The organism is Bacillus sp. AP50, from assembly GCF_040492675.1.
Taxonomy (GTDB): Bacteria; Bacillota; Bacilli; order Bacillales; family Bacillaceae_G; genus Bacillus_A; species Bacillus_A cereus.
Genome location: NZ_JBEUTW010000025.1, coordinates 17,412 through 32,290 on the forward strand (window position 1 = coordinate 17,412; position 14,879 = coordinate 32,290).

Here is a 14,879-nt window from a genome sequence, read left to right on the forward strand (position 1 = left end):
ACTCTCTTATAATGTAAGTAGAAAGAACATGCATGTTCCAATACGATTATTGGAGTGGTTCAAAATGGAACAAACACTTGTTATACAAAAGAAGAAGCGTTTTGGATTTTCGCAAGGGATTGGGATTACGCTATTAATCGCAATTGCCGCGAAATATTTAGCAGAGCTTCCATTTTTAAATATTATGGGACAATTAGTAATTGCTATTCTAATTGGGATGGTTTGGCGTGCGGCAATTGGAGTCCCTCAAGATGCGATTGCAGGGACGAACTTTGCGAGTAAGAAGTTGCTGCGCTTTGGAATCATCTTACTTGGAATGCGATTAAATCTTGTTGATATTGCGAAGGCAGGGCCGAAAGTATTGGTCATCGCAGCGGTTGTTATTACATTTACGATTTTCGTTGTATATGGACTAACGAAAGTATTTAAGGTAGAAAAGAAACTTGGGATTTTAACCGCATGTGGTACAGCAATTTGCGGGGCGGCAGCGGTCGTGGCAATTGCGCCGCAAGTGAAAGCAAAAGATGATGAAACGGCAGTTGGGGCTGCAATTATTGCTATTTTAGGTACGATATTTACGCTTATTTATACGTTGTTATATCCAGTGCTTGGCCTATCTCCATATGGTTACGGTGTATTCTCAGGGGCCACGCTGCATGAAATTGCTCATGTTATCGCAGCTGCGGCGCCAGGAGGAAGTACAGCTGTAGACATCGCAGTTATCGTGAAGTTAACGCGCGTTGCAATGCTCGTACCAGTAGCAATTTTAATTGGATTATGGTTTGGAAAGAGTGAAGGAAGCAAGGAAAAAAGATCGTGGCGTGATCTTCCGATTCCGTGGTTCATTTTCGGATTTTTAGCGATGAGTGCAGTGCATTCGCTCGGGATTATTCCAGAAGTTGTTGCGGGATACATTGTTGTCATTGCTTATATGCTAATCGCAATGGCGATGGCAGGACTTGGTTTAAATGTAGAGTTTAAAACGTTCCGTAAGTTAGGAAGCAAAGCGTTCGTGGCGGGGCTGATTGGCTCGGTTTGCTTATCGGTTCTTGGATACGTTCTTGTATATGCGCTAGGATTTATGTAGTAGAGGAGAAAGCTGTTCCCGAAGGTATTTGGGGACAGCTTTTTCTTATGATTATAGTAGCGCTACGGATGTCGATATTTGTCGGTAAGTCGATATATTTAAAAAATCGCCGATATAAATGGAGTTGCGCTGATATATTTGGGAAATCGCCGATATAATTTAAGTTGCGCTGATATATTTAAAAAATCGCTGATATAAATTGAATTACTCTTGTACTTCGTTAGAGTAGATGTTTAATGAAACATTTTTCTGAAATTTGTAAAGATATCTTTACTTATAACTGGAAAATATTTATAATTTAAGTAAAGATATCTTTACTTTTGAAGGTGGAGCCTATGGGTGTGAAAAATAAAATAAAAGAGTTAAGAAAGCAAAATCATATAACGCAAGTTGAAATGGCAAAGGCGATGCAAGTGACGCGGCAGACGATAGTGGCGATTGAAAACCATCATTACAATCCGAGTCTAGAGTTATCTTTAAAAATCGCCAAGTATTTTGGAGTGAAGGTGGAGGAAATATTTACGCTGGAGTAAGGAGAAAGAAAATAAATGATAAGCTTGAGAGATTTCAATTAGAGTAAACGTTTAAATATATAAGGATTGGTTTTGATTTATTAATTAGTATCGCATCAACGAGCGTGTTAGCAACAAGGAATAATAGATAGAAAAAGGGGAACTGGGATGGGATTACCGGTGTTATGTGTCGCTACAGCTATATTTTCGCTTCTTTGGGGAATGCAAAACTTTTCTCGTAATCCAGTGCCGAGCATTTGTATTATGATTGGTACTGTAGGTTTATCGTATTATTTATTATTATTAGCCCATTATCATAAAACGGCAACGAGTGTTGTTGTTGGAGCACTTATTTTATTTTGTGGGCGCGCCATACAAAAGGGGTTATTTCCATAAAAGCTGTTTATACACTTTGTATAAACAGCTTTTTGTATTTTTTTTACAAAACGCTTGAAAGTTACGTAACGTCATCTTTTATAATGAGAGGGAAGAGGTGATGGTAGTGATTTCAATACAAGAATTGACGAAAGAAACAGGGGTTACAGTACGTACACTACGTTATTATGATCAAATAGATTTATTAAAGCCGAGCGGAAAAACAGAGGGTGGACATCGGTTATATAGTGAAAATGACGTTATTCGTTTGCAACAAATTTTATTTTTGAAAGAAATGGGATTTTCATTAAAAGAAGCTGCGAATATGTTAGTAAAAGGTGAGCTGGATTTAAAAAATTCGCTTGAAAAACAACTTCGGTTTGTACAGGAAGAACAAAAGAAATTTAATCGAATGGAGCGTATTTTACAAGCAGTTGTTTATTCGGTAGATGTAGAGGGAGAACTTGATTGGAAAGTTATGTTTGAACTTATTCAGCTTTCAAAACAGTCTCCTCGTATACGTGAAATATTTCAAAATGAAGTATTTTCAAAGGAAGAACAAAAATTGCTTCAGAATTTGCCAAATATGAGTGAGGAAGATCCGAATGTTTTAGAATGGGTAGATTTATTAAAGCAATTACGTACTTTTATGAAAGACGGTAAAGAAGTCGCGAGTGATGAAGTACAAGAGGCAACGAAGAAATTACTGCAGAAATGTTTAGAAATGGCTAATGGTGACGAAGCGTTTTTAGATAAGTTATGGGAAGTTAGAAAATCAAAGGAAGATTCACAGAAAATGAGCATGTATCCAATTGAAGAAGAACTTTTAGTATATATGGATGAGGCTTTTCGTATTTATGATGAAAGGGAGAAGGATAAATGAGTATACTCGCAGAATATCGTTGGTATTTTTTAATTGGGGCAGAAATTGTATTTTGGTTATCAGCTATCGGTTTCTTTTTACTTCGCTACGGATTCCGTTTGAAAAGGGCGAGTTTTATTATGGGGATTGTACTCCTCGTAAATGAAGTATTTATTTTAACTTTAGGGGTAGTGGACTATTATCAAACAGGAAAGTTCTCTAACTTTCAGATTATTACTGTAATCATTTTATTATATGCAGTTTTCTACGGGAAAAAGGATTTAAAGAAGCTTGATATATTTGTACAAAAATCAGTTGCGAAATGGCGTAATGAACCGGCGCCTATTATTGAAGAACAGGTAGAATTAACAGGTATGGCCTATGCAAAGCAGGAAATAAAAAATTGGGTATTACATCTTGTTTTATTCGTTGGTGTGCACATATTCTTTTTCTTCGCGTATGGATTTATTCCATTTGAACAATGGGGTAATTGGTTAGAATCGGGAATCGTTTTAAATAAAGCTGCAAGTCGCGTGAGTCAAGTGTGGGCGATTATATTTTTAGTTGATACAGCGATTTCATTTTCATATGTGATTTTTCCGAAGAAGGAGAAAGGAAAAGAAAAGCTACTTTCATAGTTGAAAGTAGCTTTTCTGGTATACAAATAATTTTTATAGGAGAGGATGACAATAGGAAAAAGAACCAGTTTTATAAGTCTATTTCTCTTTAGTTTAGTAGCATGTTCACCATCTAGCACTACAATTGATAAGAAGAATGATGTCATTGTAAAGGGAGCAGGAATTCTCAATCTAGATAAATTTGAAAAGTTCGTTTTGAATGTCGAGCAAAGGGAAGTTGATAAAATAAGAATTGTACAATATACCCTTGAAGGGGACCCGATTTTTCAAACGTTAGAGTATAGTGGGAACGATATATTTTATGTGTCAGATAATAGAAAAGACAAATTTGCTGGGAAGGATAAAGGGTTACATAAAGATAGTTGTAAAGGTATTGTTAAAGAGCAGCGCGAATCAGAAAGTACTTATCGGTTAATAGATTGTATGAATGAAGCTGGGCGCAATGGATATGACTTAGTATATGTACCTAAAAAATAGAATTAGTAGAGGAAGGAGGTATTTACTCCTTCCTTTTTCTATGTGTATATTGTCGAAAACTTTACCGAATATCTGTTCGTTTTTTTAGGTTTTTTATAGGTATTCGTGGTAAAATAATAATACAGATTTTTATGAGGAGGTCGGATTTTCTTGGAACGTCAATTTGAAATTGTCTCAGCGTATTCCCCGCAAGGTGATCAGCCGGTAGCTATAGAGAAGCTTGTAGAGGGAATTAATAGTGGAAAGAAAAAGCAAGTGTTGCTTGGAGCGACAGGAACGGGTAAGACATTTACGATTTCAAATGTCATTAAAGAAGTGCAAAAGCCAACACTTGTTATGGCTCATAATAAAACGTTAGCAGGGCAGTTATATAGTGAGTTGAAAGACTTTTTCCCGAATAATGCAGTTGAATATTTTGTTAGTTACTACGATTATTATCAGCCAGAAGCGTATGTACCACAAACAGATACGTTTATTGAAAAAGATGCGCAGATTAATGATGAAATTGATAAATTGCGTCACTCGGCAACGTCTGCATTATTTGAACGGGACGATGTAATTATCGTTGCGAGTGTTTCGTGTATATATGGCTTAGGTTCTCCAGAAGAATACCGCGAGCTAGTTGTTTCGCTTCGAGTTGGTATGGAAAAAGACCGTAATCAATTGCTTCGTGAACTTGTTGATGTACAGTATGGACGTAATGATATTGATTTCAAGCGTGGTACATTCCGTGTACGCGGAGATGTAGTTGAAATCTTCCCAGCATCACTTGATGAGCATTGTATTCGAATTGAGTTTTTCGGTGATGAAATCGATCGTATTCGTGAAGTAAATGCGTTAACAGGTGAAGTATTAGCAGAACGTGATCATGTAGCAATTTTCCCAGCATCTCACTTCGTTACACGTGAAGAGAAAATGAAGGTCGCTATTGAAAATATCGAAAAAGAATTAGAAGAACGTTTAAAGGAGTTAAATGATAACGGTAAGTTGTTAGAAGCGCAGCGTATAGAGCAACGTACACGTTATGATTTAGAAATGATGCGCGAGATGGGCTTTTGTTCAGGTATTGAAAACTACTCCCGTCATTTAACACTTCGTCCAGCGGGGGCAACGCCGTATACGTTATTAGACTATTTCCCAAAAGATTTCTTAATTGTTATGGATGAGTCGCACGTATCAGTACCACAAGTAAGAGCGATGTATAACGGTGACCAAGCACGTAAACAAGTGCTTGTGGATCATGGATTCCGTCTGCCATCGGCTCTAGATAATAGACCGCTTATGTTTGATGAGTTTGAAGAGAAAACAAATCAAGTTATTTACGTTTCAGCAACGCCAGGACCGTACGAGTTAGAGCAGTCACCAGAAGTAATAGAACAAATTATTCGTCCAACAGGGCTTTTAGATCCACCAATTGATATACGACCAATTGAAGGGCAAATTGACGATTTATTAGGAGAGATTCAAGATCGTATTGCAAAAAATGAACGTGTATTAATTACGACTTTAACGAAGAAAATGTCAGAGGATTTAACGGATTACTTAAAAGATGTAGGAATTAAAGTTAACTATCTTCACTCTGAAATTAAAACGTTAGAACGTATTGAAATTATCCGTGATCTTCGCCTCGGTAAATTTGATGTACTTGTCGGCATTAACTTATTGCGAGAAGGATTAGATATTCCGGAAGTATCACTTGTAGCTATTTTAGATGCTGATAAGGAAGGATTTTTGCGTTCAGAACGTTCATTAATTCAAACAATTGGTCGTGCCGCGCGTAATGAAAACGGCCGCGTTATTATGTATGCAGATCGTATAACGAAATCTATGGGGATTGCGATTGAAGAAACGAAGCGTCGTCGTAGTATACAAGAAGCTTACAATGAAGAGCATGGTATTACACCGAAAACGATTCAAAAAGGCGTTCGTGATGTTATCCGTGCAACGACAGCTGCTGAAGAGACAGAAACATACGAAGCAACTCCTTCTAAGAAAATGACGAAAAAAGAGCGCGAAAAGACAATTGCGAAGATGGAAGCAGAGATGAAAGAAGCAGCAAAAGCGTTAGACTTCGAGCGTGCAGCTGAACTAAGAGATTTACTATTAGAATTAAAAGCGGAAGGGTGAAAAAAGTGAGTAAGAGCAAGGATTTTATCGTTGTAAAAGGTGCTAGAGCACATAACTTAAAAAATATTGATGTAACCATTCCGAGAAATCAGCTTGTCGTTGTAACGGGATTGTCTGGTTCGGGGAAATCATCATTAGCATTTGATACGATTTATGCAGAAGGGCAGCGCAGATACGTAGAATCATTATCTGCGTATGCGCGCCAGTTTTTAGGACAAATGGATAAGCCGGATGTGGACACGATTGAAGGATTGTCACCAGCGATTTCAATCGATCAAAAAACGACGAGTCGTAATCCACGTTCAACTGTCGGAACGGTAACGGAGATTTATGATTATTTACGTTTATTATTTGCGCGAATTGGTACGCCAATTTGTCCAAATCATGGGATTGAAATTACATCACAAACAGTAGAGCAGATGGTAGACCGTGTTCTTGAATATCCTGAACGTACGAAATTACAAGTGTTAGCTCCTATCGTGTCTGGGCGTAAAGGTGCACATGTGAAAGTACTTGAAGATATTAAGAAGCAAGGATATGTTCGTGTACGTGTTGATGGTGAAATGCTTGATGTATCTGAGGATATTACGTTAGATAAAAATAAGAAGCATTCCATTGAAGTTGTAATTGACCGTATTGTTGTAAAAGAAGGAATCGCAAGCCGTCTTGCTGATTCACTTGAAAGTGCATTAAAGCTTGGCGGAGGCCGAGTGTTAATTGATGTAATGGGAGAAGAGGAACTTCTATTTAGTGAACATCATGCTTGTCCGCATTGTGGTTTTTCAATCGGAGAATTAGAGCCGCGTATGTTCTCATTCAACAGTCCGTTCGGAGCATGTCCTTCTTGTGATGGACTTGGTTCAAAGCTAGAGGTAGATTTAGAGCTTGTTATCCCGAACTGGGATTTATCATTAAATGAACATGCAATTGCACCTTGGGAACCGACAAGTTCACAATATTACCCGCAACTTTTACAATCTGTATGTAATCACTACGGCGTTGATATGGATGTGCCTGTGAAAAATATACCGAAAGATTTATTTGATAAAGTGTTGTACGGAAGCGGGGAAGAGAAGGTTTATTTCCGCTATGTAAATGAATTTGGTCAAGTAAAGGAAAATGAGATTTTATTTGAAGGTGTTATTCCAAACATTGAACGTCGTTATCGTGAAACGAGCTCCGATTACATTCGTGAGCAAATGGAAAAGTATATGGCAGAACAAGCTTGTCCGAAGTGTAAAGGTGGACGCTTAAAGCCTGAGAGCTTAGCTGTATTTGTTGGCAATAAAACGATTGCTGACGTAACGAAGTATTCAGTTCAAGAAGTACAAGAATTCTTCTCGAATGTAGAGCTAACGGAGAAGCAACAAAAAATAGCTCATTTAATTTTAAGAGAAATTCAGGAGCGCGTTGGGTTCTTAGTGAACGTTGGTTTAGATTATTTAACGTTAAGTCGTGCCGCAGGAACTTTATCAGGTGGTGAGGCGCAGCGTATTCGTTTAGCGACGCAAATTGGTTCTCGTCTAACTGGCGTACTTTATATTCTTGATGAACCTTCAATTGGTTTACACCAGCGTGATAACGATCGTCTTATTCGTACATTGCAAGAAATGCGCGATTTAGGTAATACGTTAATTGTTGTTGAACATGATGAAGATACGATGATGGCTGCTGACTATTTACTTGATATAGGGCCTGGTGCAGGTATTCACGGTGGACAGGTCGTTTCAGCAGGGACGCCGGCTGAAGTGATGCAAGATGATAATTCATTAACAGGGAAGTATTTAAGCGGTAAAGAGTTTATTCCAGTTCCACTTGAAAGACGTAAAGGTGATGGACGTAAAGTAGAGATTGTCGGCGCAAAAGAGAATAACTTAAAGAATGCGAAAATGTCATTCCCGCTTGGTACGTTTGTAGCGGTAACAGGGGTATCTGGTTCTGGTAAAAGTACGATGATTAATGAAGTACTATATAAATCGCTAGCTCAAAAGTTATATAAAGCGAAAGCGAAGCCAGGTACTCATAAAGAGATTAAAGGTCTTGAACATTTAGATAAGGTAATTGATATTGATCAATCACCAATCGGTCGTACACCACGTTCTAATCCAGCGACGTATACAGGTGTATTCGATGATATTCGTGATGTGTTTGCACAAACGAATGAAGCGAAAGTGCGCGGATATCAAAAAGGACGTTTCAGCTTTAATGTAAAAGGTGGACGTTGTGAAGCGTGCCGTGGTGATGGAATTATTAAAATCGAAATGCACTTCTTACCAGACGTATACGTTCCGTGTGAAGTTTGTCATGGTAAACGTTACAACCGTGAAACGTTAGAAGTGAAATATAAAGATAAGAATATTTCTGAAGTGTTAGGGATGACAATTGAAGATGGAGTAGAGTTCTTCGCTAATATCCCAAAAATTAAGCGTAAACTTCAAACGCTTGTAGACGTTGGGCTTGGTTATATGAAATTAGGTCAACCAGCAACAACATTATCTGGTGGGGAAGCACAGCGTGTGAAATTAGCCTCTGAATTACACCGTCGTTCTACAGGACGTACGTTATACATTTTAGATGAACCAACGACTGGTTTGCATGCGCATGATATTGCACGTCTTCTAGAAGTGCTGCAACGTCTTGTTGAGAGCGGTGAGACGGTACTTGTAATTGAACATAATTTAGATGTGATAAAAACAGCTGATTATATAGTTGACCTTGGACCAGAGGGTGGAGATAAAGGTGGACAAATCGTTGCTTCCGGAACGCCAGAGCAAGTAGTGAAAGAAGAGCGCTCGTACACAGGTAAATATTTAAAAGAGATTTTAAATCGTGATAAAGCAAGAATGAAAGAGAAAATAAAAGAAGTAGAATTATCGCAATAAGTTTATTGATAAAAACCGGGTGGAAATGACGCTCGGTTTTTATTTTATAGGGGGAGAAAATGGAGTTTTTAGAGGTGTTAAGAAAGAAAAATATGAAGGTAAGAGAGTTTCAAAATTGGGGTGTATATTTTCGAAAGCGCTGGGAGGATCACTTTGCAAATCATTTAAGTGATGAAGAAAAAGAAGACATTTTTCTTTACGGAGATAAGTATGGATGTGGGTATCTTTGGCACATATTTAGTTATGAGAAAAAGAAGTGTTTAGAGGGGAAAGAAGCAAAGAACGCGTTTCATAATGAAGTGAAAAAGGATTGCTACATTTTCTATCAACACTGTGATGAGGTACTGTTAATAAAGGATGCGAGTTTGTTACATATGGATGATATATTGTGTGAGAGGGACGATGCGTATAAAGGTGATATCTATATTGTAGATAAAGAGTTCACTTGGACTTTTGTAAAAACTCATGAACATAGATGGTGCGGCCCTTATTTTACTAAGAAATGTTAGTAGGTATACAAGCATGAAAGGTAGAATAAGTTGATATAAGTGTTCGTATCATACTTGCGTTTATTATCTATTAGCGTATGATGAAATATATATGTTTAAAAGGATGTGTAACGAAATGAGATGGATTGTATCACTTCTTGTAAATAGCGTTGTGTTAATCGCTGTATCGGGACTTTTAAAAGGGATTGCACCAGATGCATTTTACGTAGCAAATATACAAACTGCAATTATTGCGAGTATTATATTGGCGGTTTTAAATGTGTTCGTAAAGCCGTTTTTAATTTTAATTACGCTACCAATTACTGTTGTAACTTTCGGCTTCTTCTTAATTGTTATTAATGCGATTACGTTAAAAATAGCAGATTCATTATTAGGAGATGCTTTTAATATATCAGGATTTGGTGTAGCGATTGTTGCGGCAATTTGTATTTCAATTTTTAATATGATAATTGAAAAGGCAATTGTTGAGCCTCTATATGAAAAAAAGAGAAAGTGACAAAAAGAAAAACATTTCATTATTCGTATGAAATGTTTTTTTCTATTTATTAGAAACCGTATTTCTTGTTTTCAGAAAAAAATGGTACAATATCCGATAGAATAGAATTTTACATCAAACGAGACTGAACCCGCAGCGGAGTGGAGGTTTATACATATGCCGAAAGTAAGGACAAAAGATTTAATTGAACAATTTCAATTGGAGTTAATCAGTGGTGAAGAAGGTATTCATCGTCCAATTGATACAAGTGATTTATCACGACCTGGAATTGAAATGGCAGGATTTTTTACATACTATCCAGCAGATCGTGTGCAGCTTCTTGGTAAAACGGAGCTTACTTTCTTTGACACGTTAACGTCAGAGCAAAAACAAGAGAGAATGAAAGCGCTTTGTACTGAGGAGACGCCATGTATTATTGTAACTCGTAATCAAGATGTACCAGATGAGTTATTACAAGCATCACGTGAATCAGGTATGCCTTTATTACGTTCTTCTCAAACGACAACGAGATTATCAAGTCGTTTAACAAACTATTTAGAAGGTAAGTTAGCACCAACAACAGCTGTTCATGGTGTGTTAGTAGATATTTACGGCGTTGGTGTTTTAATTACAGGTCAAAGTGGTGTTGGTAAAAGTGAGACAGCTCTTGAGCTTGTAAAGCGTGGTCACCGTCTTGTTGCGGATGATAGTGTAGAAATTCGTCAAGAAGATGAAGATATGTTAGTCGGAAGTTCACCAGATTTAATCGAGCATTTATTAGAAATTCGTGGTCTAGGTATTATTAACGTTATGACGTTATTCGGTGCAGGGGCAGTACGAAATTATAAGCGTATTACACTTGTTATTAATCTTGAAATTTGGGATCAAAAGAAAAATTACGATCGCTTAGGTCTTGATGAAGAGAAGATGAAAATTATTGATACAGAACTTACGAAGATTACACTTCCAGTTCGTCCTGGTCGAAACTTGGCTGTTATTATTGAAGTAGCAGCGATGAACTTCCGTTTGAAACGTATGGGAGTCAATGCAGCACAGCAGTTCTCTGAACGATTAATGAGTGCAATTGAGTTAGGAAATCAGGAGTAAACTTTGGAGAGGGAGGTCATATACATATGCTGTTAGCTTCTGTACCACAGCTTGACCGTGTAGCTATCCAACTTGGGCCGTTTCCTGTGTATTGGTACGGGATTATTATCGGTACAGGTGTGCTATTAGGTCTTTGGCTGGCAACTCGCGAGGGAGAAAGGCTAGGTATTCCAAAAGATACATTTGTTGACCTTGTATTAATTGCAGTACCGATCGCTATTCTTTTTGCGAGAATGTACTATGTTATTTTTGAATGGGAATATTACGCACAAAATCCAAGTCAAATTATTAATATTCGTCAAGGCGGTTTGGCGATTCATGGTGGTTTAATCGGAGCTGTTATTACCGGAATTCTTTTTGCGAAGCGACGCGGGGTTTCCTTCTGGAAGTTGGCTGATATTGCTGCACCAAGTATTTTACTAGGACAAGCAATTGGCCGATGGGGAAACTTTATGAACCAAGAGGCGCATGGTGATGAAGTAACGAGACAGTTTTTAGAAGGTCTTCATTTACCAGATTTCATTATTAATCAAATGTATATTGAGGGTGTGTACTATCATCCGACGTTTTTATATGAATCATTATGGAATTTTGCAGGTGTAATTTTACTACTTGCATTAAGAAAAGTGAATTTACGTCGCGGGGAGTTATTCTTCACATATTTAATTTGGTATTCAGTAGGACGCTTCTTCGTAGAAGGCTTACGTACAGATAGTTTAATGCTAGGACCACTTCGTATTGCACAAGTAATGTCAATTGGACTTGTTGTTATTTCTATTATTTTCATTATTGTGAGACGAAAAATGGGGCAAGCTGATAAAAGATATTTAGAAAATTAGAGACAAGTAGCATCTTATTATAAGATGCTGCTTCTTTCATATTCAGGAAGGCGAAAGGACTAAGGCGATGAGAATAAATACCGTGTTATTTGATTTAGATGGAACTTTAATTAATACAAATGAACTTATTATTTCTTCGTTTTTACATACTTTAAATACATATTATCCAAATCAATATAAGCGTGAAGATGTGTTGCCATTTATCGGTCCATCTTTGCATGATACTTTCAGTAAGATTGATGAAAGTAAGGTTGAAGAGATGATCGCAAGCTATCGCCAATTTAACCATGATCATCATGATGAATTAGTAGAAGAATATGAAACTGTATATGAAACAGTTCGAGAGTTGAAGAAGCAAGGTTATAAAGTTGGTATTGTTACAACGAAAGCGAGACAAACCGTTGAGATGGGATTACAGTTGTCAAAGCTTGATGAATTTTTTGATGTTGTCGTGACAATTGATGATGTAGAGCATGTGAAACCACATCCGGAGCCACTTCAAAAAGCGCTTGAATTATTAGATGCAAAACCAGAAGAGGCATTGATGGTTGGGGATAATCATCATGATATTGTCGGTGGTCAAAATGCGGGGACGAAAACAGCTGCGGTTTCATGGACGCTGAAAGGTAGAGCGTATTTAGAAGCTTACAAGCCAGACTTTATGTTAGATAAAATGAGTGATTTGCTACCGATTTTGTCTAATATGAACCGTTCATAAAGGTCCAAGTAAGTTAGTAGAGGAGCGAGCTAAGTGCGACGGACAACGCGCTATCCTGTTTCAGGAGAAAATTCATTATGGAATGTGTATAAAACAGTGTCTTTTTGGAAGGTAATGAAAAACTTTATTATTATCCAAATTGCGCGTTACACGCCATTTTTATCTGTGAAGAATTGGTTGTACCGCACTTTTTTACGGATGAAAGTAGGAAAGAAAACATCATTTGCGCTTATGGTAATGCCGGATATTATGTTCCCGGAAAAGATAACTGTGGGAGAGAATTCGATTATTGGCTATAACACAACGCTTTTAGCACATGAATATTTAATTCGTGAATATCGACTTGGCGAAATCTTCATTGGAAATGAAGTAATGATTGGAGCGAATGTAACAATATTACCAGGTGTGGAAATTGGAGACGGTGCGACTGTCTCAGCTGGCACACTTGTTCATAGAGATGTACCGAGCGGTGCTTTCGTAGGTGGAAATCCAATGCGTATTATTTATACGAAAGAGCAAATGACCGCAAGAGAAGGTTCATGGTGAAAATGTAACATTTCTCCTCTTTTTTTATGAATAAAAAGGAAATAATTGAGTATAATATACTGTTTTGTTTTTTACGGAATCGTTTATACTTATAGATAGAAGAATGTGTGAACGAAGAAAACAAAAAACTGGAGGATATATGGGGAAAAATCAAAGGATATATAAGGAGAACGGACAAGTTATCTCTTTTAATCAATTAGCGGACTTCTTTTATAAAAAAGGGATGAGAGCTTACAAAGGACAAAAATTGCAAGATGCAATTAAATATTTTCGAAGAGCGGCACAAAGTGAGAAGGAGCCGTTTATTTTATGTCAATTAGCATCAGTATTATCTGAGGCTGGTGAATATCAAGAATCGAATCAAATCTTCTTAAAGTTAGTTAGATCTAATCCAGAACTTGAACAGTGCTATTATTTTATTGCAAATAATTATGCATATATGGGGTTATTTCAACAGGCTAAGAAATATGCAGATCGTTATTTAGAAGTTGCAAAAGAGAAGGAATTCGTAGAAGATACGTTAGAACTTCTTGAGATTATGGAAGAAGAAGCAATGGGTGCGGAAGAGATTGAAGATGAAGATGATTTAATTGTTATGCAGGAAGAAGCGAATCGCTATATTCGTAATGGACAATTGGAAGAAGCAATTGCTACATTAGAAATTGTTACGAAAGATTATCCGGAATTTTGGTCAGGTCATAATAATTTAGCCATTGCACATTTTCAATCTGGTAATGTAGACAAAGCACTGAAGTTAACAGAAATGATTTTAGAGAAAAATCCTGGCAATATACATGCGCTTTGTAATACGCTTATTTTTCTATATTCAATTGGAGAGCATAAACAAGTAGAAGCATTAGCGGGACAGCTAGTTTCGGTATATCCGATTTCATTTGAACATCGTTTGAAACTGGGAACTACACTTGCAACAATTGGTTATTTCGAGCATGCATATAAGTGGTTCAAACTATTAAAGCGTCAAGGATATGAGGGAGACGTTAGTTTTTATTATTGGTTTGCATATTCTGCGTATATGGTGAAAGACCAGCAACTAGCTGAAAAAATGTGGCAATATGTCGTGGAATTACATCCTGATAAAAAGGGAAAAGAACCGTGGAATGCGCTGAATTTAGCAGATGAAGGGCAAAACGTGTTATTTGAAGAATTACGAAAATCATTTCAGCAAAGTGCGACGCTAGAAGAACAAATGCTAGCTTTATATTTAATGAATGAATTGTCAACGCCGGAGAAGGTTGGATTCTTCTTTGATATAACGCAAGCGAAGAACGGTGTTCCCATCGTATCGCAACTTGCAAAGTACTTCTTTTTACTTAATAGTCATAAGAGTATTCCAGCTGATTTACAGCAATTTGAGCAGTGCGCGAGAATTGCAGATGCATTATACAATTATACGAAAAAAGATGATGAATTAATTGAAGAGTGTTTACACTTTTGGTTTTGTACGTTCATACGTTTATATACATCTGGAGACATATTTACAAATGTGTACGGCTGGTCAGCTGCGATTGAATACATTGTACGCGGCGAACAAGGAAATAAAATGACACAGTCGGAGCTTGGAGATGTATATAATGTATCTGTAGCGACTGTCCGAAAGTATGTGCAAGCTGTTAAGCGTACGCACACATAAGATAAGCAAATCATTGGGAAAAAAATGATGCTAACAGTATAATGAGGGTAACTTAATTGTGTAGGAATGGATAG

The 14,879-nt window shown here is 37.2% G+C and carries 15 protein-coding genes; all 15 read left to right on the forward strand.

What is annotated here, in order from left to right; all coding sequences use genetic code 11:
• The first annotated feature begins 64 nt into the window (after window positions 1-64).
• Window positions 65-1,087 carry a YeiH family protein gene (locus ABWK52_RS03435; RefSeq protein ID WP_000438439.1) on the forward strand — a complete coding sequence of 341 codons (1,023 nt, stop codon included), beginning with the start codon at window positions 65-67 and terminating at the stop codon, window positions 1,085-1,087.
• A gap of 335 nt (window positions 1,088-1,422) precedes the next feature.
• The gene (locus tag ABWK52_RS03440; RefSeq protein WP_000538364.1) at window positions 1,423-1,620 is read left to right on the forward strand and encodes a helix-turn-helix transcriptional regulator; all 198 of its coding nucleotides are present in this window, start codon (window positions 1,423-1,425) and stop codon (window positions 1,618-1,620) included.
• 147 nt (window positions 1,621-1,767) lie between these two features.
• A complete protein-coding gene (locus ABWK52_RS03445; RefSeq protein WP_000524139.1) occupies window positions 1,768-1,995 on the forward strand; it encodes a hypothetical protein in 228 nt (75 codons plus the stop codon).
• Between the two features lie 100 nt (window positions 1,996-2,095).
• Window positions 2,096-2,857, forward strand: a complete 762-nt coding sequence (locus ABWK52_RS03450) for a MerR family transcriptional regulator (RefSeq protein ID WP_000260336.1) — start codon at window positions 2,096-2,098, stop codon at window positions 2,855-2,857.
• Window positions 2,854-3,474, forward strand: coding sequence for a hypothetical protein (locus ABWK52_RS03455; protein WP_000025225.1), 621 nt, complete (start codon window positions 2,854-2,856; stop codon window positions 3,472-3,474). The genes ABWK52_RS03450 and ABWK52_RS03455 overlap by 4 nt, the downstream gene beginning before the upstream one ends.
• Window positions 3,475-3,519: 45 nt before the next feature.
• A complete protein-coding gene (locus ABWK52_RS03460) occupies window positions 3,520-3,951 on the forward strand; it encodes a DUF4362 domain-containing protein (RefSeq protein ID WP_000152001.1) in 432 nt (143 codons plus the stop codon).
• Window positions 3,952-4,101: 150 nt separating this feature from the next.
• The gene (gene uvrB / locus ABWK52_RS03465) at window positions 4,102-6,078 is read left to right on the forward strand and encodes an excinuclease ABC subunit B (protein ID WP_000441055.1); all 1,977 of its coding nucleotides are present in this window, start codon (window positions 4,102-4,104) and stop codon (window positions 6,076-6,078) included.
• Window positions 6,079-6,083: 5 nt separating this feature from the next.
• Window positions 6,084-8,960: an excinuclease ABC subunit UvrA gene (gene uvrA / locus ABWK52_RS03470; protein WP_000045583.1), complete on the forward strand. Its 2,877-nt coding sequence runs from the start codon at window positions 6,084-6,086 to the stop codon at window positions 8,958-8,960.
• 59 nt (window positions 8,961-9,019) lie between these two features.
• On the forward strand, window positions 9,020-9,469 hold the full coding sequence (locus ABWK52_RS03475; protein ID WP_098541823.1) for a DUF4275 family protein: 450 nt from the start codon (window positions 9,020-9,022) through the stop codon (window positions 9,467-9,469).
• A 115-nt stretch (window positions 9,470-9,584) separates the two neighbouring features.
• The gene (locus tag ABWK52_RS03480) at window positions 9,585-9,965 is read left to right on the forward strand and encodes a phage holin family protein (RefSeq protein WP_001267308.1); all 381 of its coding nucleotides are present in this window, start codon (window positions 9,585-9,587) and stop codon (window positions 9,963-9,965) included.
• A gap of 156 nt (window positions 9,966-10,121) precedes the next feature.
• On the forward strand, window positions 10,122-11,051 hold the full coding sequence (gene hprK, locus ABWK52_RS03485; RefSeq protein ID WP_001127250.1) for an HPr(Ser) kinase/phosphatase: 930 nt from the start codon (window positions 10,122-10,124) through the stop codon (window positions 11,049-11,051).
• A 26-nt stretch (window positions 11,052-11,077) separates the two neighbouring features.
• On the forward strand, window positions 11,078-11,890 hold the full coding sequence (lgt, locus tag ABWK52_RS03490) for a prolipoprotein diacylglyceryl transferase (RefSeq protein ID WP_000922848.1): 813 nt from the start codon (window positions 11,078-11,080) through the stop codon (window positions 11,888-11,890).
• Between the two features lie 67 nt (window positions 11,891-11,957).
• Window positions 11,958-12,608, forward strand: coding sequence for a pyrophosphatase PpaX (gene ppaX / locus ABWK52_RS03495; RefSeq protein WP_048568725.1), 651 nt, complete (start codon window positions 11,958-11,960; stop codon window positions 12,606-12,608).
• A 33-nt stretch (window positions 12,609-12,641) separates the two neighbouring features.
• Window positions 12,642-13,154 (forward strand): acyltransferase, encoded by a 513-nt coding sequence (locus tag ABWK52_RS03500; RefSeq protein ID WP_098541825.1) that lies wholly within the window; start codon window positions 12,642-12,644, stop codon window positions 13,152-13,154.
• Between the two features lie 139 nt (window positions 13,155-13,293).
• Window positions 13,294-14,805 carry a tetratricopeptide repeat protein gene (locus ABWK52_RS03505; RefSeq protein WP_000517720.1) on the forward strand — a complete coding sequence of 504 codons (1,512 nt, stop codon included), beginning with the start codon at window positions 13,294-13,296 and terminating at the stop codon, window positions 14,803-14,805.
• The last annotated feature ends 74 nt before the right edge of the window (window positions 14,806-14,879 follow it).

Bases quoted from the DNA above. Each gene is read 5' to 3' on its own strand.
- ABWK52_RS03435 (WP_000438439.1), top strand. From the start codon at position 65: ATGGAACAAACACTTGTTATACAAAAGAAGAAGCGTTTTGGATTTTCG.
- ABWK52_RS03440 (WP_000538364.1), top strand. From the start codon at position 1,423: ATGGGTGTGAAAAATAAAATAAAAGAGTTAAGAAAGCAAAATCATATA.
- ABWK52_RS03445 (WP_000524139.1), top strand. From the start codon at position 1,768: ATGGGATTACCGGTGTTATGTGTCGCTACAGCTATATTTTCGCTTCTT.
- ABWK52_RS03450 (WP_000260336.1), top strand. From the start codon at position 2,096: ATGGTAGTGATTTCAATACAAGAATTGACGAAAGAAACAGGGGTTACA.
- ABWK52_RS03455 (WP_000025225.1), top strand. From the start codon at position 2,854: ATGAGTATACTCGCAGAATATCGTTGGTATTTTTTAATTGGGGCAGAA.
- ABWK52_RS03460 (WP_000152001.1), top strand. From the start codon at position 3,520: ATGACAATAGGAAAAAGAACCAGTTTTATAAGTCTATTTCTCTTTAGT.
- ABWK52_RS03475 (WP_098541823.1), top strand. From the start codon at position 9,020: ATGGAGTTTTTAGAGGTGTTAAGAAAGAAAAATATGAAGGTAAGAGAG.
- ABWK52_RS03480 (WP_001267308.1), top strand. From the start codon at position 9,585: ATGAGATGGATTGTATCACTTCTTGTAAATAGCGTTGTGTTAATCGCT.
- hprK (WP_001127250.1), top strand. From the start codon at position 10,122: ATGCCGAAAGTAAGGACAAAAGATTTAATTGAACAATTTCAATTGGAG.
- lgt (WP_000922848.1), top strand. From the start codon at position 11,078: ATGCTGTTAGCTTCTGTACCACAGCTTGACCGTGTAGCTATCCAACTT.
- ppaX (WP_048568725.1), top strand. From the start codon at position 11,958: ATGAGAATAAATACCGTGTTATTTGATTTAGATGGAACTTTAATTAAT.
- ABWK52_RS03505 (WP_000517720.1), top strand. From the start codon at position 13,294: ATGGGGAAAAATCAAAGGATATATAAGGAGAACGGACAAGTTATCTCT.